This window comes from Streptomyces sp. CS113 (genome assembly GCF_002188365.1).
GTDB classification, from domain to species: domain Bacteria; phylum Actinomycetota; class Actinomycetes; order Streptomycetales; family Streptomycetaceae; genus Streptomyces; species Streptomyces tendae.
In genome coordinates, this window is sequence record NZ_KZ195574.1 from 7,102,051 (window position 1) to 7,126,042 (window position 23,992).

Annotated in this window: 22 protein-coding genes and 1 pseudogene; 9 read left to right on the forward strand and 14 right to left on the reverse strand. The window is 71.3% G+C overall.

Translation table 11 applies throughout. From position 1 onward, the window contains the following. Positions 1-140: 140 nt before the first annotated feature. Positions 141-1,277 (reverse strand): nucleotide disphospho-sugar-binding domain-containing protein, encoded by a 1,137-nt coding sequence (locus B9W62_RS31985; protein WP_179235779.1) that lies wholly within the window; start codon positions 1,275-1,277, stop codon positions 141-143. 161 nt (positions 1,278-1,438) lie between these two features. Here B9W62_RS31985 and rfbA point away from each other — a divergent pair, with 161 nt between their 5' ends. Then, positions 1,439-2,338 carry a glucose-1-phosphate thymidylyltransferase RfbA gene (gene rfbA, locus B9W62_RS31990; protein WP_087810406.1) on the forward strand — a complete coding sequence of 300 codons (900 nt, stop codon included), beginning with the start codon at positions 1,439-1,441 and terminating at the stop codon, positions 2,336-2,338. A 9-nt stretch (positions 2,339-2,347) separates the two neighbouring features. On the opposite strand, the gene B9W62_RS31995 is transcribed toward rfbA, so the two are convergent. From B9W62_RS31995 to B9W62_RS32025, 7 genes are all read right to left on the reverse strand, one after another. Beyond that, on the reverse strand, positions 2,348-2,953 hold the full coding sequence (locus B9W62_RS31995; protein ID WP_179235780.1) for a response regulator transcription factor: 606 nt from the start codon (positions 2,951-2,953) through the stop codon (positions 2,348-2,350). 439 nt (positions 2,954-3,392) lie between these two features. After that, complete coding sequence (locus B9W62_RS32000; protein WP_256976642.1) at positions 3,393-4,187, reverse strand: AfsR/SARP family transcriptional regulator; 795 nt, start codon at positions 4,185-4,187, stop codon at positions 3,393-3,395. A gap of 127 nt (positions 4,188-4,314) precedes the next feature. Then, the gene (locus B9W62_RS32005) at positions 4,315-5,358 is read right to left on the reverse strand and encodes a Gfo/Idh/MocA family protein (protein WP_256976643.1); all 1,044 of its coding nucleotides are present in this window, start codon (positions 5,356-5,358) and stop codon (positions 4,315-4,317) included. Beyond that, positions 5,355-6,800, reverse strand: a complete 1,446-nt coding sequence (locus tag B9W62_RS32010) for an NDP-hexose 2,3-dehydratase family protein (protein ID WP_087810408.1) — start codon at positions 6,798-6,800, stop codon at positions 5,355-5,357. The genes B9W62_RS32005 and B9W62_RS32010 overlap by 4 nt, the downstream gene beginning before the upstream one ends. A 31-nt stretch (positions 6,801-6,831) precedes the next feature. Continuing rightward, complete coding sequence (rfbB, locus tag B9W62_RS32015) at positions 6,832-7,797, reverse strand: dTDP-glucose 4,6-dehydratase (protein ID WP_087810409.1); 966 nt, start codon at positions 7,795-7,797, stop codon at positions 6,832-6,834. 41 nt (positions 7,798-7,838) lie between these two features. Further along, entirely contained in the window at positions 7,839-8,870 is a 1,032-nt protein-coding gene (locus B9W62_RS32020) for an acyltransferase domain-containing protein (RefSeq protein ID WP_087810410.1), read from the reverse strand. 28 nt (positions 8,871-8,898) lie between these two features. Then, positions 8,899-9,837, reverse strand: coding sequence for an SRPBCC family protein (locus B9W62_RS32025; RefSeq protein WP_087810411.1), 939 nt, complete (start codon positions 9,835-9,837; stop codon positions 8,899-8,901). Positions 9,838-10,039: 202 nt separating this feature from the next. Between B9W62_RS32025 and B9W62_RS32030 the strand changes: the two genes are divergently transcribed. Beyond that, positions 10,040-10,480: a nuclear transport factor 2 family protein gene (locus B9W62_RS32030; RefSeq protein ID WP_256976644.1), complete on the forward strand. Its 441-nt coding sequence runs from the start codon at positions 10,040-10,042 to the stop codon at positions 10,478-10,480. 62 nt (positions 10,481-10,542) lie between these two features. On the opposite strand, the gene B9W62_RS32035 is transcribed toward B9W62_RS32030, so the two are convergent. Then, positions 10,543-11,316 (reverse strand): cyclase family protein, encoded by a 774-nt coding sequence (locus B9W62_RS32035; RefSeq protein ID WP_087810412.1) that lies wholly within the window; start codon positions 11,314-11,316, stop codon positions 10,543-10,545. A gap of 9 nt (positions 11,317-11,325) precedes the next feature. Beyond that, on the reverse strand, positions 11,326-12,981 hold the full coding sequence (locus B9W62_RS32040; RefSeq protein ID WP_087810413.1) for an FAD-dependent oxidoreductase: 1,656 nt from the start codon (positions 12,979-12,981) through the stop codon (positions 11,326-11,328). A gap of 138 nt (positions 12,982-13,119) precedes the next feature. Between B9W62_RS32040 and B9W62_RS32045 the strand changes: the two genes are divergently transcribed. The 6 genes from B9W62_RS32045 to B9W62_RS32070 all read left to right on the forward strand — a co-directional run bounded on the left by B9W62_RS32045 (position 13,120) and on the right by B9W62_RS32070 (position 18,099). Beyond that, positions 13,120-14,742, forward strand: coding sequence for a class I adenylate-forming enzyme family protein (locus B9W62_RS32045; protein WP_256976646.1), 1,623 nt, complete (start codon positions 13,120-13,122; stop codon positions 14,740-14,742). Positions 14,743-14,794: 52 nt separating this feature from the next. Continuing rightward, the gene (locus tag B9W62_RS32050) at positions 14,795-15,097 is read left to right on the forward strand and encodes an antibiotic biosynthesis monooxygenase family protein (RefSeq protein WP_087810415.1); all 303 of its coding nucleotides are present in this window, start codon (positions 14,795-14,797) and stop codon (positions 15,095-15,097) included. A gap of 7 nt (positions 15,098-15,104) precedes the next feature. Next, the gene (locus tag B9W62_RS32055; RefSeq protein WP_087810416.1) at positions 15,105-16,676 is read left to right on the forward strand and encodes an acyl-CoA carboxylase subunit beta; all 1,572 of its coding nucleotides are present in this window, start codon (positions 15,105-15,107) and stop codon (positions 16,674-16,676) included. A 14-nt stretch (positions 16,677-16,690) separates the two neighbouring features. Beyond that, on the forward strand, positions 16,691-16,900 hold the full coding sequence (locus B9W62_RS32060; RefSeq protein ID WP_087810417.1) for an acyl-CoA carboxylase epsilon subunit: 210 nt from the start codon (positions 16,691-16,693) through the stop codon (positions 16,898-16,900). A gap of 25 nt (positions 16,901-16,925) precedes the next feature. Beyond that, on the forward strand, positions 16,926-17,552 hold the full coding sequence (locus B9W62_RS32065; RefSeq protein WP_256976806.1) for an NADPH-dependent FMN reductase: 627 nt from the start codon (positions 16,926-16,928) through the stop codon (positions 17,550-17,552). Positions 17,553-17,640: 88 nt separating this feature from the next. After that, complete coding sequence (locus tag B9W62_RS32070; RefSeq protein WP_087810419.1) at positions 17,641-18,099, forward strand: acyl-CoA thioesterase; 459 nt, start codon at positions 17,641-17,643, stop codon at positions 18,097-18,099. Here B9W62_RS32070 and B9W62_RS32075 read toward each other — a convergent pair. After that, positions 18,059-19,270 carry an MFS transporter gene (locus tag B9W62_RS32075; protein ID WP_087810420.1) on the reverse strand — a complete coding sequence of 404 codons (1,212 nt, stop codon included), beginning with the start codon at positions 19,268-19,270 and terminating at the stop codon, positions 18,059-18,061. The two genes, B9W62_RS32070 and B9W62_RS32075, sit on opposite strands and share 41 nt — an antisense overlap. A 112-nt stretch (positions 19,271-19,382) precedes the next feature. On the opposite strand from B9W62_RS32075, the gene B9W62_RS32080 reads away from it, so the two are divergent. After that, entirely contained in the window at positions 19,383-20,582 is a 1,200-nt protein-coding gene (locus tag B9W62_RS32080; RefSeq protein ID WP_087810421.1) for an ROK family transcriptional regulator, read from the forward strand. 21 nt (positions 20,583-20,603) lie between these two features. Here B9W62_RS32080 and B9W62_RS32085 read toward each other — a convergent pair whose 3' ends face one another. The 3 genes and pseudogenes from B9W62_RS32085 to B9W62_RS32095 all read right to left on the reverse strand — a co-directional run bounded on the left by B9W62_RS32085 (position 20,604) and on the right by B9W62_RS32095 (position 23,817). Further along, positions 20,604-21,041 (reverse strand): hypothetical protein, encoded by a 438-nt coding sequence (locus B9W62_RS32085; RefSeq protein WP_256976648.1) that lies wholly within the window; start codon positions 21,039-21,041, stop codon positions 20,604-20,606. Further along, positions 21,038-21,301: pseudogene (locus B9W62_RS32090) on the reverse strand (nucleoside-diphosphate sugar epimerase); the annotation flags it as partial. The gene B9W62_RS32085 and the pseudogene B9W62_RS32090, both read right to left, overlap by 4 nt. A 134-nt stretch (positions 21,302-21,435) precedes the next feature. Further along, complete coding sequence (locus tag B9W62_RS32095) at positions 21,436-23,817, reverse strand: chitinase C-terminal domain-containing protein (protein ID WP_087810422.1); 2,382 nt, start codon at positions 23,815-23,817, stop codon at positions 21,436-21,438. Positions 23,818-23,992: the final 175 nt, after the last annotated feature.

The following is a 23,992-nucleotide window of genomic DNA, read 5'->3' on the forward strand; positions in this document are numbered from 1 at the left end:
GGCCGCGCCGGCCCGTGCGAGGAGGCCGAGCGGAGAGGAAGCCCGCGACACCGCGTGCTCCTCTCCGCTCGGCCGGATTTCCGCACCCGCACCCGCCCCGCACCCGCCCCGCTCTCGCGGGACTCCCTCGGGTCCGGATCTCACCCCGCCGTGCGGCCCGCGAGTTCCTCCAGCGGAGCCACCCAACTGCCGGGTGCCGGCATCGCGGCCATCTCCCGTGCCAGTTCGCGTGCGGCCCGCGCCGGGCCGGGGCGGGACAGTAGGTCCGCGACGGCGCCGCGGATGTCCTCCGCACCCTGCTCACCGTCGGCCAGCATCGCGCCCGCGCCGCAGTCGGCCAGCCGCCGGCCGTGCTCGACCAGATACGGGGCCTGCGGCAGCACCAGCTGGGGCAGCCCGAAGGACGTGGCGGTGAGCGTGGTTCCCGCACCGCCGTGGTGCACCACCAGCGAGCACTCCGAGAGGAACAGATGCAGCGGCGTCGACCCCAGGACCCGTACCCCGTCCGGAAGTTCACCCCACTCGGCGTCCGCGCCCGCCACCACCACCTCCGCAGACGCCCCCGGCCCGGTCAGCGCCCGAAGCGTTCGCCGTACGACGTCGGCGCCGCCCAGCGCGACCGTCCTGGTGCCGAAGCACACGCAGATCCGGGCGCCGCGCGGCGGGGCGAGCCCGGGCCGGCTCCCGCTGCCGTTGAACGGTACGAACCGGATCCCCGCGCCACGGCTCAGGCCCGGCTCCTGCAGACGGGGCGGGCACGGATCGAGCACCGCCGAGGGCGCGGGCGGACCGTCGCCCGGCCGGGCGCCGGACACCTCGGACAGCGCCCGCCGCGCGTGCCCCCACCGCTCGTCGCCGAACGCGTCCACCCCCCAACGGTGGTGGACGTACCGGATCCCGAGTTCACCGGCGACCAGAGGCGCCGCCAGCTCCAGCGGATCGGCCACGATCAGATCCGGCCGCCAGCGCCGGGCCACGGCCAGGTAGGGGCCCAGCACCCGGTCGATCCGCTCGCGCCACTTGCGCGCCAGCATCGGCCAGGGCGGGCCGCCCGCGTCCGCCGCGGAGCCGGGGCCGGCGCCGGCCCCGGCCCCGGCGGGCGGCGCCTCGCGTCGGCGCCTGCCGATGTCGTCGTAGGCGTCACCCACGACCGCGACACCGAAACCCGCCAGCCGTGCCGTCACCACCACATCCGGCTGACAGGCGACGAGGACCTCGTGCCCCGCGGAACGCAGTGCCCAGGCGAGCGGAACGACCGGTGCCAGATGCGTGGGCACCGGACTGACCATGACGAGTACACGCAACGCAACTCCCATGTGGTGAGGGGACGGGCGCGACGCACTCTCGCAACGCCCCTTCGACATCCGCTCGAAGGCCCCGCGAGAGCGGGGTGATGGGCTTCAGTCCGGTGCTCACTCCATCGGAACGGACGGAGAACATGAAAGGGATCATCCTGGCGGGAGGCAGTGGCACGCGGTTGTACCCGACGACGCTCGCGGTCTCCAAGCAACTGATGCCGGTCTACGACAAACCCACCATCTACTACCCGCTCTCGGTGCTCATGCTGTCCGGCATCACCGACATCCTGATCATCTCCACCCCCGCGGACCTCCCGCAGTTCCAGCGACTGCTCGGCGACGGCAGCGAGTGGGGCCTCACGTTCGGCTACGCGGCGCAGGAGCGTCCCAACGGGCTGGCGGAGGCGTTCCTCATCGGCGCGGACCACATCGGCGGCGACTGTGTGGCCCTGGTCCTGGGCGACAACCTCTTCCACGGCCCGGGGCTCTCGCCACTGCTCCAGAAGAACGCACGCGACGTGGACGGCTGCGTCCTGTTCAGCTACCAGGTCAGTGATCCCGAGCGCTACGGCGTCGGCGAGGTCGACGACCACGGACGGCTCGTCTCGATCGAGGAGAAGCCGGCCGTCCCGCGCTCCAACCGTGCCATCACCGGACTCTACTTCTACAGCCACGACGTGGTGGACATCGCCAAGAACATCAGGCCGTCGGAGCGCGGAGAGCTGGAGATCACCGATGTGAACCGTACCTATCTCGCCGAGGGCAGGGCCCGGCTGGTCGAGCTGCGCCGGGGATTCACCTGGCTGGACACCGGTACTCCCGAGGCGCTGCTCACGGCGAGCCAGTTCGTCGGCATCCTGGAGAGCCGGCAGCGGGTTCGGATCGCCTGCCTCGAGGAGATCGCCCTGCGCATGGGCTACATCGACGCGGAGGCCTGTCACCGGCTCGGCGAGCGCCTGGGCACGTCGGACTACGGGCGGTACGTGATGGAAGTCGCCGAGGCGTGGCGACCCTCCTCGGTGACGGCCCGCAGCAGGTGACGGGCCGGTTCACTCGAGCATGATGAGGGACAGCTCGACGGCCTTGTTGACGGCGTCCAACCGGGAAACGGCTTGCAGCTTCACGAAGATGTTGTGCAGATGCCGTTTCACCGTGCCTTCGGAGATGCGCAGTTGACGCCCTATCTGCGCATTGGTCAGGGCTCTGCCGACGAGCTCGACCACCTCGCGTTCCCGGGAGGACAGGGCGGCGAGTTCGCCGCGCTTCCCCGCGGCCGAGCGCGGCCACGAGAAGACCATCCTGCTGTCCTCGAAGGTGCTCATGTAGATCGTCGAGAGCAGGTAGCGGTGCGGAACGTCCTTGGGCAGATACGCGCGCACGCCCTGAGCCATCAGCGGCCCCAGCTGGTCCGCCCCCACGCCCCACCCCAGCACGATGACCTCCGTGCGCGGTACCGCGCGGAAGATGTCCGCGACGACGGACTCCGTGCCACCGGTGATGCGTTCCAGGCCCAGCAGGACCACGTCGGGACGGGTGTCGGCGATGCTCTCCAGCATCGCCGACACGTCGTCCGAGCCGTGGCCGACCACGCTCAGGCCCTCGTCCTGGGCTATGACGGTCCGCAGGCCTTCCCTGAATATGGCGTTCACATCCATGACGAACACGCTTATGGTCTGCGTGGCCGCCGTCGGATGTACGCGACTGTTCCCCCGTGTCAACCTTTCGCCCTCCTGTAATCCATATGACCGAAATAGGAGAGCGTACCCGCGCGGCCCGGCACGCCGCATGAAGAGGTAAGGGGCGAATACGACCGGCTTCCCCCCGTTGGTCTCATGCGCGTGGCACGCAGACGTGGTCGACATTCTCCTGGCTTCTGCATGACTTTACTCCCCGGGACATGGAGAAGTCTCCCCTGGAAAGTAACAGGGAGATCGTTTCCGGACAAGCGCGGTCAGTGCGCGAGGACGGAAAAGGGCCATGCAAGGCAAGGCAAAAAGGTGTTGAAGACAACTCGGGGGGAGGGTGAGCCGCAGAGAAGCTGGGTAAAGGCGGCTGCCGGTGCACTCGGCGTTCGTGTGCGGACCTACGGCAGGTTCACGCCGAAACGCTCAAGTCGAGGGCGAATACGTCGCCGTCCGGCGAGTCGCTGAGCAGGTGCTGCTGGAGGCGCTGGAGGGGCAGCGACGGCTGGAGTCCCAGCTCGGCGTCCAGCAGCCGTCGCAGGGACTGATAGGCCTGGAGGGCTTCGCCCCTGCGCCCGGACTGGCGCAGGCACGTGATCAGCTGGGCGTGGAACCATTCGTTGAGCGGATGGCCCGCCACCGTCGAACGAAGCTCGGGTACGAGCTCGGCGTGCCGGCCCAGCCGGATGTCGGCCTGCACGCGCAACTGGAGCGCGGTCAAGCGCATTTCCTCCAGCTGGACGACGTGCGCCTCGAGTCTGCTTCCCGTGCAGACGTCGGCCAGGGCGGGGCCGCGCCACAAGGCCAGGGCTTCGCGCAGGTGGCGTGCCGCCTCCTCGGGGCGGCCCGTGTTCAGCAGGCGCTTGCCCTGTGCGGTCAACCGCTCGAAGACGCGCGCGTCGATCCGGTTCTCGTCGACGCGGAGCCCGTACCCGGGGGCCTGGGTGATCAGGAGGCGGGCGGCCGCCTCCTCCCCGACCGTCCGGCAGAGCATCTTCCGCAGTTGGTAGATGTACGTCTGCGCGGTGGTGACGGCGCTGCGCGGCGGATTGTCGCTCCAGAGTTCGTCGATGAGCGCGGGTATCTCGACGATCTGGTTGGCGCGGGACAACAGGAGTGCCAGGGTGTTCCGTGCCTTGGGCGCGGTCGGCGTGCATTTTGTGTTGTCGTGCAGCACTTCCATCGGGCCGAGAATCTTGAACTGCAATTTCTTACCGTTCCTTCCAGGTGGCTGGGAATGGGACCCGGATCACCTCTTCAGGTCCGCCGTAAGTCAGTTCCGTTCATCGTCTTCCGTGCGACTTGAAACTATTATCCGTGATTCCTGGGCTATCTCAAGGGTGATACAACTCAAGTGGTATGCGATGCCGGGACTGCTCACCTGTACCGGACCGGCTGCCGGGGGCCGCCGCCCGGCGTATCCGGTCCACCAATGCCGCCTGCCGCAGAATGTCATCGGTGTACTCCTCGAACCCCGTCCCGTTCGCCACGGTGCGGGCGAAGACGCCGGCGATGTTCACGAACTGCCGGTCCGGTGCCAGCGTCAGCTCTTCGACGGACGACTGCCGTTCCAGCCGCAGGACCGGAGGGTGCGCGTCCGGGGTGGTGAACGCCCGCTCCAGCGTCAGCCTGCCCTCACTGCCCCACAGTTCGTATGTACACCGGTAGAAGCGGTCCCAGCCGAACCCCAGTCGCGCGTGGACGCCGGACGGGGACCGCAGCAGCGCGCTGCCCGCGAGGTCCCGTCCGGACTCCGGGTCGAGCGTCAGTGCGGCGCCGACGACCTCCAGACCGTCCCCGGCGAACAGCCGGGCCGCCCGGACCGGATACACACCCGTCTCCAGCAGGCTGCTGAGGGCGTGCCCCTCCCCGGCCGCCCCGCGCGGCGCGGCCGGGATCCCGAACACGGCGGTGACCTCGCGAAGCCGGCCGATGGCCCCGTCGCGGACGAGTTCGCGCACGCGTGCGTGCTGCCGGTGATGGAGGAACATGAAGCTCTCCATCACCAGCAGCCCGCGTTCCCGCGCGGCCCTCACCACCTGCGCGGCCTCCCGCGGGCCGGTGGCGCACGGCTTCTCGCACAGGACGTGCTTGCCCGACTCCAGGGCCCGGACGGCCCACTCGGCGTGCAGTGCCGTCGGGAGCGGGATGTACACGGCGTCGATGTCGGGCCGGGCGAGCAGCCGTGCGTACCCCTCGACGGCCTCGCAGCCGAAGCGGCCGGCGACCTCCCGTGCCCTGTCGAGGCCGCGGCTGGCGACCGCGACGAGGTCGACCAGCGGCTGGCTCGACAGGGCGGGCAGCATCCGGCGTACCGCGATGTCCGCGCAGCCCAGTACGCCCACGCGGACGGGCCCGGGCCGGGCTTCCGCGCTCACCACGTGGTGTGCAGACTCGCCAGCAGGCTTCGCGCCTGCACGTTCAGATAGCGGCTGTGCTGCACCAGCGTCATCAGCTGATGGGCCGTCATCCAGTGGTAGTCCTGGTCGTCGTGCGGCGGGACCTCCTCACCCACCTCGACGATCCGGTAGCGGTTGTCCGCGTGGTGGAAGCGCCCGCCCTCCTCCGACAGGACGGCGTCGAAGCGCAGCGCGTCCGGGGCGGCGTCGCGCACCAGGTCCAGATAGCGGGGCTGCCGGTGGGCCGGGAGGTCCTGGTAGTTGACCGGCAGGCACTGCACCGTGGGCGCCAGCTCGCACGTGTCGAAGCTCCCCGACTCGACCTTCCCGTGCACCAGCAGATGCAGCACCCCGTCGATGGGCCGGGCCACGAAGGCCGCGATGCCCCGCTCGACGGGGGCGATCAGGGGCTGGGTCCACCGGGTGACCTCGCGGGTGTCGGCCCGCACATCCGCGGCGATCACCTTGAAGTGCTTGCCCTCGTCGTGCGCGATCTCGTCGTCCGAGTGCGACCAGCCGTCGAGCTTCGACAGGGGCAGTGTGCGCCGGGTGAAGGAGTGCCGTGCCTTGATGTCGGTCAGCCAGGCCAGGAGTTCGCCGGTGCTGTGCAGCGAGCCGTGCCGGCCCGACAGCGAACGCGCCAGGGATTCCCGGTACTCGGGGTTCACCTCGTTCCGGATGAGTCCGTCGGGTGTCTCGAAAGGCACACAGGACAGGATGGTGCGTGTATCCATGTTGACTACGTTGTCCTGACCGAGGACCCGGTGTATCTGCCCGATCGTGAGCCAGCGGAAGTTGTCGTGCGGCGGAACGTCACCGGTGACTTCGACGATCATGTTCCGGTTCCGCTTCTGCAGAAACCAGGCACCTTGTTCGGATTGGAGGGAATCGACCAGCAGCGTTCGCCGCGGGCTTGTGAAGTACTCGATGTAGGCCGTGCGGCGCCCACCGTGTACACCGGTGTAGTTGCTCCGGGTCGCCTGTACGGTGGGTGAGAGCTGGACGGTTTCGGGGTTTCCGGGCTCCATCTTCGCCTGCATCAGACAGTGCAGTACGCCGTCGAACTCTTTGACGACAATGCCGAGTACGCCGATCTCGGGCTGGTCCAGTATCGGTTGCGACCAGGTGCCGCGGTCCTGCCAGTCGGTGTTCACCTCCAGCCCGGTGACGGAAAAGAATCCTCCGCTGTCGTGGACCAGATTCCCGTCGCCTTCCCGGAATCGCCAGCCGACAAGATCACTGAAGGGGATCCGGGTGACTTTGAACCGGTTTGCTCTTCGGTGCCGCGCGAACCAGGCGTCGAACTCCGCGTTCGGAGTGACCGGGCTGTCGGTCGCGGACGCCGAGACGGTGAACCGCCGGCCGAGGCCGGGCGAGCCGGAGGCCGCGAGCGCTTCGGGCAGGGATACGAGCGGGGGCATGGCGGGGCTCCTTGTCCGGGAGGTCGGGTCGTCAGGACGTACGCAGGGGCTGCCACCAGCCCGGATTCTCCCGGTACCACCGGACCACCTCGGCCAGGCCCTGCCGGAAGGAGACCCTCGGACGGTGGCTCAGCACGGTCCGGATCTTCGTGTCGTCGACGGAGTACCGGAAGTCGTGCCCCTTGCGGTCCTCGACGGGCCGGACCCGGCTCCAGTCGGCTCCGCACAGCTCGAGCAGCTGACCGGTGATCTCCCGGTTCGACAGCGGGGTGCCGCCCACGTTGTACACCTCTCCCGCCCTGCCCTCGGTGAGGGCGAGCTGCACCGCGCGGCAGTGGTCCTCCACGTGCACCCACTCCCGTACGTTCCTGCCGTCCCCGTACAGCGGCACGCTCCGCCCGCTGAGCAGGTTGGTGACGAAGAGCGGGATCAGCTTCTCGACGTGCTGGTACGGGCCGTAGTTGTTGCTGCACCGCGTGACGCGGACGTCCAGACCGTAGCTGCGCCAGTACGCGCGGGCGATCAGATCTCCGCTCGCCTTCGTCGCGGCGTAGGGGGAGTTGGGCAGCAGGGGACTGGACTCCGTCCACTCGCCGGACTCGATCGAGCCGTACACCTCGTCGGTCGAGACGTGCACGACGCGCCGCACCTCGGCCCGCAGGCAGGCCTCCAGGAGGCTCTGGGTGCCCGCCACATTGGTCCGCACGAAGTCGGACGCGTCGTGCAGCGACCGGTCCACGTGCGACTCCGCCGCGAAGTGCACCACCTCGTCGTGGCCCTCGACCACGGCCCGCAGGGCCTCCCGGTCGGCGATGTCGCCGACCACGAACCGCAGCCTCTCGTGCCGCTCCGGAAGGTTGGCCCGATTGCCCGCGTAGGTCAGCTTGTCCACGACGGTGACCTGGGCGTCCTCGTAGCCCGGGTACGCACCGTCCAGCAGCGCACGGACGTAGCACGAGCCGATGAATCCGGCGCCGCCCGTGACCAGAACACGCACCGCATGTACCCCCAAATTCGTTGGAAACCGATGAACAGTGGCTAGGAAGCGGCCGCCCTCCGGCAGGAGATGCCGGCCCTCACGAAACCTTCGGCGTGCAGCGCCTCGGCCGCCGCACGCAGGGCGAGGCGGTCCCGGCCGCCGTCGCCGGGACCGCTCGGCAGCAACGTGACGACGCTGCTCGCACCCCGCCGGACCGCGGGATGCCGGCGCGCGATGCTGCCCAGGCCGCGCCCCGGGCCGGCCTCCACCAGCACGTGGTCGCCCGAGGACAGCAGGGCGTCGAGCGCGGGCCAGAACAGCACGGGAGCCATCGGCTGCCGTGCCCAGAAGCCCGGATCGAGCGCTTCGGCGGCGCCCAGCGGGGCCGCGGTGTACCCGGAGTACACCGTGATCAGCGGTGGTCTGCGCGCCGTGGCGGCGACGCGCTCGTCGGCGCCCGCCAGGCACGGGGCCAGCACCGGGCTGTGGAAGGCGGTGTGCGAGGGCACGGGACGGCTGCTGAGGCCGTTGGCGTCGAGCTGCCGGGCCGTCTCGGCCAGGGGTTCCCGCGGTCCCGCGAGCACGGTGTGCCGCGGCGCGTTGACCGCGCCGATCACCACGTTCCCGGCCAGGAACGGCTCCACCTCCGCCCGGGTCGCCGCCACCGCGAGCATCCCGCCCGGCGGCGCGGCGGCCACCCTGGAGACCCGGTCGAGGACCAGAGCGGTGGCGTCCCGGAGCCCGAAGACGCCGGCGAGCACGGCCGCCGCCAGCTCGCCGACACTGTGGCCGAGGAGCGCGGCCGGCTCGATGCCCCAGCTCATCAGCAGCCGGCCGAGGGCGACGTCCACGGCGAAGAGCAGCGGCTGGGCCCAGGCCGCGGACTCCACCGGAACCGACGGCCGCTCGGCGAGCCAGTCGGCGCGCAGTGCCGGCCCCGCCGCGCCCATGGCGGCGAAGACCTCGTCCATCGTTTCGGCGAAGACCGGCTGGGACGTGTACAGGCCCATGCCCATGCGCCGGTACTGGGCGCCCTGGCCGGGCAGCAACAGGGCCACCCGGCGCGGGCGTTCGCTCGCTGACTCACTCATGGCGGTTCGCCGGGCCCGGGCCGGGCGGTCAGTGTCCGGCCAGTCGCTCGGCGTACTCCTTGGACAGCCGCAGATTGCCCATGCTGTTGGCGCTCAGGATGCGGCGCAGATACCTGCGGGCTCCTTCCACCGTCGTGCCCTCACCCAGCAGGTGCAGACCCTGGGGCCGGATCGTCGCCGTGTGCCGGGCGCTGACGACGACACCCTCCGGAGTCGGCGTGAACAGCCAGTGGCCGGTGTGCGCGTCCAGGGTCCTGGGCGGCCGGGTCTGCTTGTAGACGATCTTGTGGTTCGGCAGGCAGATCCGGACCGAGCGCGTGGTGTGCTCCGAGCCGTCCGAGGAGCGTGTGTCCATGTCGAAGAACTGGATGTTCGGTGTGTTCTCCTCCAGTTCCAGCCGGATCACGTGCGGAATCCGCTCCGGCCACTTGTCCGCCTCGTACAGGTACCGGTAGGCGTCCTCGACAGACCCCGCCACGAACAGCGGGTCCTCGAAGGAGATGATCAGCTGCCGCAGCTCGTCGGCGTTCTCCGCCGCGTACTTCAGGGTCTTCAGGTACTCCTGGCTCCCGCGTTGCATGGACTGCGCGCGCCCGGCGGCCACCTGGTCGTCCTCCTGGAGGAGGGCGAACTCGTGGTGCATACGCACGAGGGTGGCACCGTCCGGCTGCTCCTCGAACGCGAAGCCTCCGCCCACCGTCGCGAAGGGGGCGTTCGCGGGTTCGTGCGTGAACAGCACGTCGCCCGAGCCGAGGACCGTGCGCCGGGACACCCACGTCCGCACGGTGTGGTCGTCCACGACCGACCAGTGCTGGATCACATCGCCGTCGGCACCGCTGTCCAGGATCTCCGCGTGCACCGCGGGCCCGTGCAGCTGGGGCCACGCCTCGACATCGACCACGATCTGGCGCACGACGTCGACGGGCGCGGCTATCAAAGCCTTCTCTTCCACTCGGTGCGTCTTCACTGCCGACACAGGTCCTCCGGTCCGCTTGCGGTGATCGTTCGGTGGTCATTCGCGTGTGCACCATGCCCGCCGGAAATGGAGAGGCGTTGGAGGCCGCTTCGATCCCTTGCGCCTCCAACGGGGTTCGAGGCCCGTCGTGGACCGTGCCCTTCCACGCCCCGGCACCCAGCGCCGACGGCGCCCCGAGGACAGGGAGACACTCGTGAGCACAGAGCAGGTGGCCGAGCGCGTGACCGCCGAGGTCTACGCGGAGGTACAGCAGTTCTACGCCGAGCACATGCAACTGCTGGACGGCGGGGCCGTGGACGCCTGGGCGGAGACGTTCACCGAGGACGCGACCTTCGCCGTACCGACCCTGCCGGAGCCGACGCGCGGCCGGCGAGGGCTCAGGGAGGCGCTGAGTCGCACCACACGGGAGCTGGCGGCGGCGCGGGAGCGGCGCCGCCACTGGCACGGGATGGTCGCGGTGTTCCCGAACGGGGACGGATCGCTGCGCGTGCGGTGCTACGCCCTGGTGTTCGCGACCCGGCTCGAGCAGCAGCCGGTGCTGCACCGCGTCTGCGTCTGCGAGGACGTGCTGGTCCGGGAGGGCGGCCGGCTCCTGGTGAAGAGCCGCGAGGTCACCCGGGACGACCTGCCGTAGCACGGGAAGAGGCACGGACCGGGTCGGGCCGGTCCGTGCCTCTTCCGCCGCACTCCCGCGGGTCACTCCTCCACGTGCGCGACGGCCCGTGCCCAGCCCGCCCCGGCGTTCACCAGCTTCACGGGCAGGCACGAGACCGTGAACCCCGTGTCGGCGGGCAGCGCGTCCAGGTTGGCGAGCCGCTCGATCTGGCAGTACTCGCGCTCACGGCCCACGAAGTGCGCGGGCCACAGCACACCGCGGTCGCCGGTGCGGCGGAACTCCTCGATCATGTACGTGAACGGCGCGTCCAGACTGAACGCGTCGGTGCCGATCACCTTCACCCCGAGGTCGAGCAGGAGATGCGTCGCCGAGGCGTCGAGACCCGTGAAGTCCGTGAAGTACTTCGGGGTTCCGGCGATCCGGTCCGCGCCGGTGTTCAGCATGACGATGTCCATCGGCCGCGGTTCCCGGCCGATCCGCTCGAACTCACGGCGCAGGACGTGGGAACCGACGGCCCCCACGGGTTCGTCTGTCAGGTCGAGCACCATGCCGGGACGTACGAACCAGTCGAGCGGCATCCGGTCGATGTGGCGCGGTTCGCCGTACGCCGCCGTCGAGCCGTAGTGGGACGGGGCGTCGACGTGCGTTCCGGTGTGGGTGGTCAGCCTGACCGTGTCGAGCGACAGCAGCTCGCCGCCCGGCAGGTCGGCCGGGTCGAACTCCAGGCCGTACCGCTCCCGCATGCCCTCGGCCATGTGCCGACCGCCCTCCGCAGGCGACATGACCTCGTGCTCGACCGGATTCGGCTCCCAGACACCGGCATCGATCGGCGTGGACAGGTCGATGATGCGCATGGGTCTCCCTTACTTCGCCACGCCGCGGCGGGTGGGTAGCAGATGGACGCGCCGGAGCAGGCTCTCCAGCGCGGCTTCGCCGGCGAGCGGCCCCTTGGCGGCCAGATGGCCGTCCGGCCGTACGAGGGCGTACGAGGTCCCGGCCGCGAGGGCGAAGGCGCGCCGCACCCGGCCCTCCGGGTCGTGCAGGGGCTCGGGCCCGGCGTCCCGTGCGCTCGCCTCCGTCTCGCGCACGACCCTCACGCGCAGCGCGTCCCCGTACGTCCGGTGAGCCCGCCGCGCCGCTTCCGGAACGGCGCCGGGGCCGGCGAAGACGAGCAACATCCACCGAGGGTCGGCCAGTTCCTCGCACACCGCCTGCCAGCCCGGGGCGGCGCTCAGCTCCTCCCGGGAGCAGGAGACCCGGTCGCCCGGCTGGATCCCGGCGTCGCCACCCGCGTCCGGCCGCGCCGGGACGGTGAGCGGGCTGGAGCGATAGTGCAGCGCGAGCCCGGACATGCCGCGCAGGATCTTGCGCTCCACTCCGCGCTTGACCGGCGTCAGCAGATTGAGCAGGGCCATGCCCACCGGCAGCAGGACGGGAGCGGCCGCGTTGCGCAGCGCGATCAGCTTCGTGGCGGTCTTCGTGGAGCCCAGCAGGATCTCGCCGACGGGCACCCGCTCGGCGCTGTAGCTGTCCAACAGGCCCTCCGCGGCCTGCCTGTTGACCACGGAGGCCAGCTTCCACGCGAGGTTGTAGGCGTCCTGGACACCGGTGTTCAGGCCCTGCCCGGACGCCGGGCTGTGCACATGTGCCGCGTCGCCGGCCAGGAAGCAGCGGCCGGAGCGCATGCTCTCCACCATCCGCTGCCGGATCGTGAACACCGACATCCAGGTCAGCTCCTTGACCCTGACCGGCCTGCCCAGCCCCTCGGACATCTTCGCCTCGAACCGGGCCCGCACCACGTCCGGCCGGTCCTCGTCGCCGACATCGTCCGTGTCCAGCAGCCGCCACTTGCCCTCGTCGGGGAACGGCACCATGAGGATGGTTCCTCGTGACAGATGCATCCAGTGCAGGCTGTCCCGGGGCAGCTCCGTGTCGATGAAGGCGTCGGCCACCATCCACTTCTCCGAAGACTCGCCGAGCAGATCGATGCCGAGCTGCTTGCGCACCGTGCTGTGCGCACCGTCGGCGCCGACCAGCCACCCGACCGCGTACTCCTCGTCGCGGCCGTCAGGGTGGCGAAGCCGGGCGACGACGCCGTCCGGCGCGTTGTCGAGGCTCTCCAGCGCGACACCCCACTCCACGTCGACGCCGGCCGCGCGCAACTGCTCCCGCAGCACCTCCTCGGTGATGACCTGGTCGACCTGGAGCGTGAACGGATAGCGGGTGGGCAGCTCCGAGTAGTCCGTGCCGAGGCTGGTCAGCACCCGGCCCCTGCGGTGCATGGTGAAGTTCTCCACGCGCTGCCCGCGAGCCAGCAGCTCCCGCAGGATGCCCATCTGGTGGTACACCTCAAGCGTTCGGGCATGCGTGGCCGTCGCACGGCTCGTCGTCGCCGGCCCCTCGGCCCGGTCCACGACCCGGACCCGTACGCCTCGGCGCACGAGCTCGTACGCGGCTGTCAGCCCGACCGGCCCAGCCCCGGCGACCAGCACGTCGACGTCACTGGATATCGCGTTCATCAACCCTCCATTCAGCCTGCGTACGGGCCACCCTGTCGGGCCCGCCTCGACGCCGGTCGGAACCTCGCTGGAGGGGCCGCGGCCCGCGCTGCGTCCGGATTCGAAGCGGCTTCGAAGTGCCGCGGCCACAGTGCCGCCATGGCAACCACCGATTCCGTGAGCACCACGAGCTCGGCCATGGCGGGACCGCCGCTCGACACCATCGCCCACCTGATCGCCGGCCCCCGGGTCGACCACATCCTGCGCCGGGCGGCGGAGCGCCGGCCCACCCGCACCGCGCTGCGTTCCCCGGGCGGTGAGACCAGCTACGCGGAGCTGGACGCGGCGGCGGACGCGTTCGCCGCCGGCCTGCGCGCCCTGACCGGCAGGACGGGGGAGGTCGTCGCCCTGGCGATGGTGCTGGACCCCGTGTTTCCCCGGGCCTTCTTCGGCATCGCACGCTCCGGCAACGTCAGTGCCCTGGTCAACCCGCTGCTCCCGCCGGAGCGCCTCGCCCACGTCCTGCGTGTCTCCGGGGCCCGCGTGGCTGTCGTCAGTCCCGCGATGGTGCCCGTACTCAGCGCCGTACGGGACCGGCTCGGCGACCTGGAGCACCTGGTGCTGACGCACCGCGAACCGGACACGGCGGGGGAGGCGGCCGAACTTCCCACGGTCGCCGAACTGTCGCAGGGCGCTCCCGCGTTCACACCGCCCCTGGAGGCGGATGACGACGAGGTGGCTTGTCTTCAGTTCACCAGCGGCACCACGGGAGCGGCCAAGGCCGTCCGGCTCACCCACCGCAATCTCACCGTCAACGCCGCCCAGACCGCGTACATGCACCAGGTCGACGAGGATTCGGTGCTCTTCAACCATCTGCCGACGTTGCACCTGATGCATGTCACGGTGGCCGCCACCGTCGGAGCCACCCATGTGCTGTGGCCCGGCGCCGACGTGGCCGAAGCCGTCACCGCCGCGGACGTCGCCAGAGCCACGCACTACTACAGCCTGCCGATGCGGCTGGCCAAGCTCGCCTGCGACCCCCGGCTCGGCGAGTTGGAGGCTCCCGCCCTGCGTGCCATCCTCTCGGGCGGCTCCGCCCTGGCCCCCAGTGCGGCCGGCGTGCTCAGCCAGCACTTCGGCGTACCGGTCGTCCAGGGCTACGGACTGGCGGAGACCTCGCCCACCACCCACCTCTCCGATCTCGACCGCCCCAGGCCCGGATCCTGCGGTGTGCTGGTCCCGGGCGGCGAGAGCCGGATCGTCGACCCGGAGACCCGGGCCACCCTTCCGGTCGACGCGTGGGGCGAGATACAGGTGCGCGGCCCCCAGCTGATGCTGGGCTACCTCGGACGCGACCTGTCCCACGACGTCGACGCGGACGGCTGGTTCTCCACGGGGGACATCGGCTACACGGAACCCACCGGGCACCTGTTCGTGGTCGACCGGATCAAGGACGTCTTCAAGTGCGACAACTGGCTGGTGTCGCCGACGGAGATCGAGCGGGTCCTGCTCAGGCACCGTGCCGTCGCCGACTGCGTCGTCGTGGACGTCCCGCACGAGCTGAGCGGCGCGGTCGCACACGCACTGGTCGTGCCCGCCGACGCCTCCTGCACACCGCGCGAACTCATGGACTTCGTGAACGCGGAGGTCGCCGAGTACGAGCGGCTGCACCACGTGGCGCTGGTCGAGAGCATCCCGCGTTCCGCCACCGGCAAGGTGCAGCGCCGCGAGCTGCGCGACCGGCACGTGCGCGGCCTTCGTACGAGCGACCTGAACGTCTGACCCGACCGCCTCATCGCGGCGCCCACACCACGACCCTCAGGAGTCCGTGACCATGCACCACTTCATCAACCGCTACACCGTGTCCGGCGACGTCACCGAGTTCCGCAGGCTGCTCGCCGAGTTGTCCGCCCACATGAGGGCCCAGCCCGGCTTCTCGGCACACCGCCTGTACCGGTCCGCGAAGGACGAGCGGACGTACGTGGAGGTCGCCGAGTGGACCGACCCCGAGTCGCACCGCAACGCGCTCTCGGCCGACGGCTTCCTCGGCCCGGTGGCCGAGCTGCGCAAGCACGCCACCGCGGAGCCGGCCCCGTTCGAGCTGCTCTCCGAGCACTCCGTACCCGCGTCGGAATAGGGCAGCGGTGTCGACGGGACTGCCGCCGGCCGGGACCCACGACCGGTTGAAGGAGCTGAGCGGCCTCAAGGAGCTGGCCCGGCAAGGGCCGGACCCGGGAGCCACCGAACGCCAGCACGCCAAGGGCAAGCTGACGGCCCGCGAGCGGATCGAACTGCTGCTGGACGGGGGGAGCTTCACGGAGATCGAGCCGCTGCGCATGCACCGCGCGACCGGCCTCGGGCTCGAGGCGCGGCGTTACTACACCGATGGTGTGATCACCGGCTGGGGCACCGTGGAGGGGCGCACGGTCTTCGTCTGCGCCCATGACTTCCGGATCCTCGGCGGCACACTCGGCGAGGCGCACGCCGAGAAGATCCACAAGATCATGGACATGGCCGTGGCGGCGGGCGCTCCGCTGGTCTCGCTCAACGACGGGGCCGGTGCGCGCATCCAGGAAGGCGTTCTGGCGCAGGCCGGATACGGCGGGATCTTCCGGCGTCACAGCAGGGCGTCGGGTGTCATCCCGCAGATCAGCGTCATCCTCGGCCCGTGCGCCGGTGGCGCGTCCTACGGGCCCGCCCTGACCGACTTCGTCTTCACCGTGCGGGACCTCTCCCAGATGTTCATCACCGGTCCCGACGTGGTGCAGGCCGTGACCGGCGCGGAGGTGACGCTGAACGGACTGGGCGGCGCGGACGTCCATGCCGAGGTCTCGGGGGTGGCGCACTTCCTGTACGACGACGAGGAGACCTGTCTCGCCGAAGTGCGCTACCTGCTCTCCCTCCTGCCGTCGAACAACCGGGAACTGCCGCCCGCCGTGTCCTGCGGCGACCCCGCCGACCGGCTCTGCGAGGCCGTGCTGGACCTGGTCCCCGCCGACGGCAACCGCTCCTACGACATCCGCCGGGTGATCGGGGAACTCGTCGACGACGGTGACTTCATGGAGGTCCACGCCGGGTGGGCCCCCAACATCGTCTGTGCGCTGGCCCGCATGGACGGACAGACGGTGGGGGTGGTCGCCAACCAGCCCACCGTCATGGCCGGCGTGCTGGACATCAAGGCCAGCGAGAAGGGGGCGCGGTTCGTGCAGTTCTGCGACGCCTTCAGCGTCCCGCTGGTCACCCTCGTCGACGTGCCGGGCTTCCTCCCGGGTGTCGACCAGGAACACGAGGGGATCATCCGGCACGGCGCCAAACTGCTCTACGCGTACTGCAACGCCACCGTGCCGCGTGTCTCGGTGGTGCTGCGCAAGGCGTACGGCGGCGCGTACATCGTGATGGACTCCCGCTCCATCGGCGCGGACGTCGCACTGGCGTGGCCGGGCAACGAGATCGCCGTCATGGGGGCCGAGGGCGCCGCCAACGTGGTGTTCCGCCGTGACATCGCCGAGGCCGAGGACCCCGAGGCGATGCGCCGACAGAAGATCGAGGAGTACCGGCGCGAGCTGGTGCATCCCTACTACGCCGCCGAGCGGGGTCTCGTCGACGACGTCATCGACCCGCGCGAGACCCGGGCGACGCTGATCCGCACGCTCGCCATGCTGCGGGCCAAGGATGCCGAGCCGCCGCGTCGCAAGCATGGAAATCCGCCGCACTGACAGGAGGCCGGACGATGGGGGACGGGAACGTGACGCAGGTGATACGCGTGGAGAAGGGGCTCATGGAACCGGAGGAACTGGCCGCGCTGACCGTGCTCCTGCTGACCCGCGCGGCCGGCCCGGCCGCGGGCCGGGACGACGACGCGCGGTGCCGCTCGTCGGCCCGTTGGAGCAGGCCGGAGCGTGTGCCGATGTTCGCGTGCCCCCGCAGCTGGCAGAGGTGACACCGTGTCGGGAGCAGTCACGGTAGTGGGGATCGGGGGATCCACGGACCCCGGTTCGACCAGTGAGCGGGCGGTGCGGATCGCTCTCGCGGCCGCCGCCCGGCGCGGTGCGCGGACACGGCTGATCGGCGGTCCCGGGCTGGTACTGCCGCTCTACGACGCCGCCGGGGCCGGGCGGTCCGCGCGCGGGCGCGAGCTCGTCGCCTCGGTGGCGGCGGCGGACGGAATCATCATCGGCACCCCGGCCTACCACGGGTCCATCTCGGGCATGGTGAAGAACGCGCTGGACTACGTCGAGGAGCTGCGTACGGACGAGCGGCCCTACTTCTCGGAGCGTGCCGTGGGCTGCATCTCCGTCGCGAGGGGGTCCCAGGGCGCCGGCTCCGCCCTGGCCGCGCTGAGGACCACCGTGCACGCCCTGCGCGGCTGGCCCACGCCACTCGGCGTCACCGTGAACACCGGGCCGACGCCGTCCGGCTCCGGGGAACGGCTCGACGACCTCCGGATGCGCGAGCGACTGGAACTGCTCGGGAACCAGGTGGTCGAGTTCGCCCTGATGCACCGGGCATGGACCACGCATCCTCTCGAGGAGGCCGTGCCTGAGCCGCCGGGGACGCAGCACGTGCAGCTCCGCCGTGGCCGGGGCGGCTGACCTGCACCCTTCCCCGACGGATGTCCTGAGCGTCCGCTTAGGATGAGGGGGAAGCGCCGTACCCCGAGCACCATCAGGAGCCCCACCCGTGACCGCCGAAGCCCCCACCGCGCCCGCCCTGACCCACGGCCGGCTCGTCCCCGTCACCGTCCACTTCGACGACCTGGACGCCCTCGGGCTGCTGCACAACGCCCGCTACCCGGTGATGGTCGAGCGGGCCTGGACCGAGCTGTGGGCCGGGCACGGCGTGCGCTTCGAGGGCGACTGGGCGGCGGCCGGCGACGCCTGCAACGCCGTCAAGGAACTGACGATCGGCTACGAGGCGCCGGTCACCCGGCCCGGCGCGTACGCCGTCCACCTGTGGCTGGACCGGCTCGGCACCACCGGTCTCACCTACGGCTTCCGGTTCTGCTCGGCGGACGGCGTCACCACCTACGCCCGGGGCACCCGGGTGCTGGTCCGGCTGGACTCCCGGACCCTGCGCCCGGCGCCGTGGAGCGAGGCGTTCAGGGCTGCCGGCCGGGCACTTCTGCGACCGGCGGACTGATCTTCGGGCGGTTCCGGTCCCCGGCCCGCAGCACCCGCGCGAACACCACCAGGCAGCAGGCCAGCAGCGTCACCAGACCGAAGGACACCACCAGGCTGGTCGCCTGGGCCAGACCGCCGATCGCGCTCGGCGCCACCAGGCCCGAGGTGTAGGTGATGGTGGCGACGCCCGCGATGGCCAGGCTCGGGTTGGAGCCGGCCCGGCCGGCCGCGGCGAAGCACAGCGGGACGACCACGGCGATGCCGAGGCCCATCAGCGCGAAGCCGGTCATCGCCACCGCCGGATGGCCGCCGACCACGACGAGCAGGCCGCCGAGGGCGGCCAGCACACCGCTCACCCGTACCGTGCGGACCGCGCCGAACCGGTCCACCACCTGGTCGCCGGCGAGCCTGGCCAGCGCCATCGTCAGCGTGAAGCCCGTCGTGCAGGCCGCCGCCAGACCGGCCGAGGTCTCCAGCTCGTCCCGCAGATAGACCGCCGACCAGTCCAGGCTCGCGCCCTCGGCGAACACCGCGCAGAACCCGACCGCGCCGATCAGCAGCGCCGACCTGGGCGGCAGCGCGAAGCGCGGCGGCGGGTCCTCGTCCTCGGCGGGCTGGAGGTCCAGCACCCAGGTGCAGGCCACCAGGCCCGCCACGGTCAGCACCGCGGCGGCCAGGAGGTGGTGCGTCCGCGCGTCCGTGCCCAGGTGGGCGGCGAGCGTGCCCGCCGCCGAACCGATCAGCGCGCCCGCGCTCCACATGCCGTGCAGCCCGGACATGATCGACTTGTCCAGACGGTTCTCGATCTCGACGCCCAGGGCGTTCATCGCCACGTCCGACATGCCCGCCGTGGCGCCGTAGACGAACAGGGCGAGACACAGGGTGAGCAGGTTCGGGGCGAGGGAGGGCAGGACCAGCGCCAGCGTCCACAGGGCCAGCAGACCGCGCAGGGCGGTACGGGCGCCGAAGCGGTGGCTGACACTCCCGGCCAGCGGCATGGCGAGGGACGCGCCGAGCGCCGGGAAGGCGAGCGCCAGCCCCAGTTGGCCCGCGCTCACGCCGGCGTGGTCCTGGATCCAGGGCACGCGGGTCGCGAAGGAGCCGGTGACGGAGCCGTGCACGGCGAACACGGCCGCCACGGCGTACCGGGCGTGTCTCACCTCGCGCCGCCCGTAGGTCCCTGTGCTCATGGTCCACCCCTCCGTGTCTGTCAATCCGCGGCGTAAACTATCAGGGAGCCTGCCTGATAGATAGTGGATTACCGGTGCGGCCCCCGCGCCGCCGATCTGGAAGGATCCCGGCATGCCCGCATCCCCGAGCACCGCCCGGGCCATCAACGACCGGCTCGCCCTTCATCTGCTCCAGCGGGAGGGCCCGTTGACGGCAGGGCAGCTGAAGCAGCTGACCGGCCTGTCCCGGCCCACCGTCGCCGACCTCGTCGAACGCCTCACCGCCTCCGGACTGATCGAGGTGGCGGGGGAGTCCGGCGAGCAGCGCCGCGGACCCAACGCGAAGCTGTACGGCATCGTCGCCGAGCGCGCCCACCTCGCCGCGCTGGACGTGCGCACCGAAGGCGTCGCCGTACTCGTCTCCGACCTGCTCGGCCGGGTCCTCGCCGAGGCATCCGTGCCGATCGACGACCACTCCGGCACCGGCCCCGCGGTGGAGCAGGCGGTGAGCCTGGTCGAGCGCGCGGTCAAGGAGGCCGGCGCCGACCGGCTGCACACCGTCGGCATCGGCGCCCCCGGACTGATCGACCCGGTCGGCGGGGAACTCCGGGACTCCAGCGGACTGCCCGAGTGGCACCGCAGTCTGATCGCGGCCCTCCAGGAGAAGTTCCCCGAGGCCCGGGTCGGCGTCGAGAACGAGACCAACCTCGCCGCCCTGGCCGAGCAGCGCGACGGCGCCGCCCGCGACCGGGACACCTTCGTCCTCCTCTGGCTCGGCCTCGGCATCGGCGCGGCCGTCGTCCTCGACGGCACCCTGCGCCGGGGCGTGTCCGGGGGCGCGGGCGAGATCGGCTTCATGCCGGTGCCGGGCACCGCGGGCCTGCCGTCGGCCACCGACTGCGACGGCGGCTTCCACTCCGTGGCCGGGGCGGCGGCGGTCTCGGCGCTCGCGGCGGAGCACGGCATGACGGCACGGCCCACCGGGCCCGAGCCGCACGCCGCCGCCCTGGTCCGGGCGGCGGTACGCCGGGCGGCGTCCGGGAGCGACCCCGCCGCCGAGGGCTTCCTCGACGCACTCGCCGACCGCGTCGTCCTCGGCGCCGCCGCCGTGGTCTCCGTCCTCGACCCCGGCTGCCTGGTCCTGGCCGGTGAGATCGGCCGGGCCGGCGCCGACGCACTCGCCGACCGCGTCCAGCACCGCCTCGCCCGGATGTCCCCGCTGGCCACGGAGGTACGGCCCAGCACCCTGGGCGGCGGCGCGGTCCTGCGCGGCGCCCTGCTGACCGCCCGCGACCGCGCCCAGGACGACCTCTTCGCCCCGCCGGAGCGGTAGCCCGCGGCGCCCGGAAGGCTCTCACTCGGGGCGCCGGCCGGTGCCCGCGGAGCCGGGCTCCGGGAACGCCGTGCCGTCCGCCGCCAGCCACACCAGCACGGCCGGGAGCAGCACCGCCGCTCCCAGCAGGGCCATGAAGCCCGCGGCGCTCGCCGCCGACAGGGGCTCCAGATGCCGGGCGTGGAAGAGGAGATGAGCGACGGCGGAGACCAGATAGGCCACCAGCGCCGTCAGCACCAGGCGGCGTTCCATCGTCACCACGGCCGCGCCGAGCACCACGGCGAGCGCGAGGCTCGCCCCGCCGAAGTCCTGGAGCAGATGCTCGTTGTAGGGCGGCAGGTGCGACACCCACGGCCACTTCCAGAACAGCTCGGGCAGCAGCAGGATCCACAGCCCCAGCACCACCTGGCCGCCCGTGAGCAGTCCCAGCCCCGCCCGCAGCCCCGCCCGTCTGCTCATCCGCGCCGCCCGTCCTCCCCGCCGCCGAACCGCTCCGCCGGGTACGCCTCGAACGTGTCCGTGCCGATCGCGTGTTCGGACGGGAGATGCCCGCCCGCGCGGAACGCGCCGTAAGCCTTCCCCGCGAGCGGCAGGTTCACCACGGCCCGCCGACGTCCCGTCGCGCCCGGACAGGCGCGGGCCAACGACTCGAAGGTGCGCACCTCGGGCCCGCCCACGTCCGGCACCCGCCCGGCGGGCGCCACCTGGGCCGGTTCGGCCGGCGTGACACCGCCGGGGCGGAATGCGCACGGCCGGGCGGGCTGACGGCCTGTGCATACCAGTGTGTCCGGGTGGGGGACCCGGCGGCGGGCAAGGGCCTTCGTCACCGCCGCCGGGCCCGTTCGGGGCGGGGTCAGCAGGCGCCGAGGTCCTGCCAGACCCCCCATTCGCCGGTGGTGCCGGGCTCCTCGCCCTTCGTCCACCACTTGGACTTCCACGTGTGCCCCTGGTGGGCCACCGTGGTGCCGCCGCCGTACGACGAGGCCGTGTCCCAGGCGGGGGCGGTGCACGGCCCGGTGCCGTCCGTCGGGCTGGGGCTCGGCCCCGGGGACTCCGAGCCGGTCGGCGTGGGCGTCGGCGTGGGCGTGGGCGTCTGCGTCCCCGGGTCCACCACGGTCGTGCCCCGGGCGAGGTCGCCGGCCAGGGCGTACACCTTGCCGCCGATCGTCACCGTCCAGTTCGACGGCGTCGACACGGGCAGGTAGTAGTTGAACGCCAGGTCGACGGTCGCGCCCGGCGCCAGCGACTGCCACGCCGGCAGCTTCAGCGACACCCGGTGGAAGTCACCTTTCAGACCGCCCGCGTTGCCGCCCGTGTGGTCGCTGCTGATGACCTTGGTGCCGAAACCGGACTGGTCGGAGGCGTTCCCCGGGGCCGAGGTCCCGTAGTCGAACTGGAACTCGGTGCCGCCCGGCAGCGCGGTCTTCGTGTGGTTGGTGATCCGCAGCTTGGGTGTGATCGGGTAGTTGGAGTCGCCGAGCTTGAAGTCCGTGAACTCCACGTCCACGTCCACGGCCTCCGCGGGGAGGTCCGCGTTCGACTTCCTCGCGCCGTACGGCGCGGTCGACTTGAACGTGTCGTACATCAGCGAGGTGAGCGTGTCACCCGGCTCGTACTGGCCCTTGGCGGCGTTCCAGCCGTAGTCGCCGGCCAGCTCCCAGATCATCGCGCCGCCGATGCCGCGGTCCACCACGTAGTCGGCCTTGGCCCCGACCGACTGCTCGTCCTCGGTGGAGAGGAAGACCTTCTTCTCGGCGTTCCACAGCCAGGGCGCGACGAGTGTCGCGTCGTACTTGCGGGCGTAGGTGCCCGTCAGCTTCGTGTCCGCCGGGAAGCCGTAGTCGGTGACGTAGTCGCCGACGATGCCCTTCTCCAGGTTCTTGGCGTGCCACATCGGGTTGGAGCCCGCCGGGGACTCCTTGCCGTCGGTGTCGAGGTCGTGCCAGAGGTTGTCGATGCCGACGGCGCCGTCACCGCACTTGGTCAGGCCGGAGCCCGCCGGGCAGGTGGACGCGGAGGCCCTGCCCCACAGGCCGTCGGTGCCGCCCTGGACGTTCTTGTGGCCGCGCGTGTAGTACGGCAGGCCGATGTTGATGCGGCCGGCCGGCATGGAGCCGCGGAAGTAGTGGTAGGCCCAGTCGGTGTTGAGGTAGCCGATGCCGCCGTACTGGGCGCTGCCGTAGACGTTGGCGGCGGCCAGTTCGGCGTCCCTGCCGTCGTCGAAGAGCGAGGCGTTCGGGCCGACGTACTCGTTCCAGGCGCCGTGCAGGTCGTAGGACATGATGTTGACGTAGTCCAGGTACTTCTGGACCTGGAAGGTCTCCATGCCGCGCAGCAGGTACCCGGAGGACGGCGCGGCGACGGAGAGGAGGTAGTGCCTGCCGTCCGCGGCGCCCGCGCGGTCCAGCTTCTCGCGCAGCGTCTTCATCAGGACCGCGTAGCCCTTGACCAGCCCGGCCCGGCGGCCGTTGGCGAAGGACCAGTCGAGCGGGTTGCCCGCGTCCTTCATCGTCGTCGGGTACTCGTAGTCGATGTCGACGCCGTTGAAGCCGTACTTCCGGACGAAGTCGACCGCCGAGTCCGCGAAGGTGTCGATGCCGGCCTGGTTGACCGAGCCGTCGGCTTTGGTGGCCATCGAGTAGAAGCCGCCGGAGTCGACGCGCGAGCCGTCGTCCGCGAAGTAGCCGCCCGTCTCGGCCCAGCCGCCCACCGAGATCATCGTCTTGACGTCCGGGTGCTGCTTCTTGAACTTGTTGAGCAGGTTGAAGTGGCCCTGGTAGGGGAGGCCGGGGTCCATCTCGGCGCCCTCGACCCCGGGCCAGGTCATCCCGGTCGCCGGGTTCTTCTCGCCGTCCGAGCCCACGGAGAGCCGGTTGCCGCCGTCGACGTGCGCGAAGGCGTAGTTGATGTGGGTGATCTTGTCCCACGGGATGTCCGAGGCGAGGTACGCCGGCTTGCCGTCCTTGCCCGTGCGCCAGCCGGTGAAGTAGCCGATCACCCGGCGCGGGTGGTCGGCGCCCATCTTCTCCCTGCCGTCGGCGTCGTAGACCGAGCAGTAGGGGACGTCGACGCCGGGGGTCTGGTAGAGCCCGTCGGGTCGACAGGAGTCCTGGCCGGCGGCTTGCGAGGCGGTCGCCGGGAGACCGGCGAGCAGCAGACCGGCGACGGCGGCGACCGCCGCGAACAGGGCCGGCCCCGCTCTGCGGCGGGATCTGGAGCGTGACGGGGAAGGCACAGTCGGTTCCTCTCCACGGAAGTTGCGCAGACCCTAGAGAGGACTAGACCAGTGCGTCAATAGGTATGGACCAATCTCAATCCGGCGGGTGGGCGGTCCAGTTGGGGCCGTCGTGACCAGGCCCGGCGCCCGGGGCGAGCGTTCTGTGAGCCACCCCACACGCTCCGTCCGCATG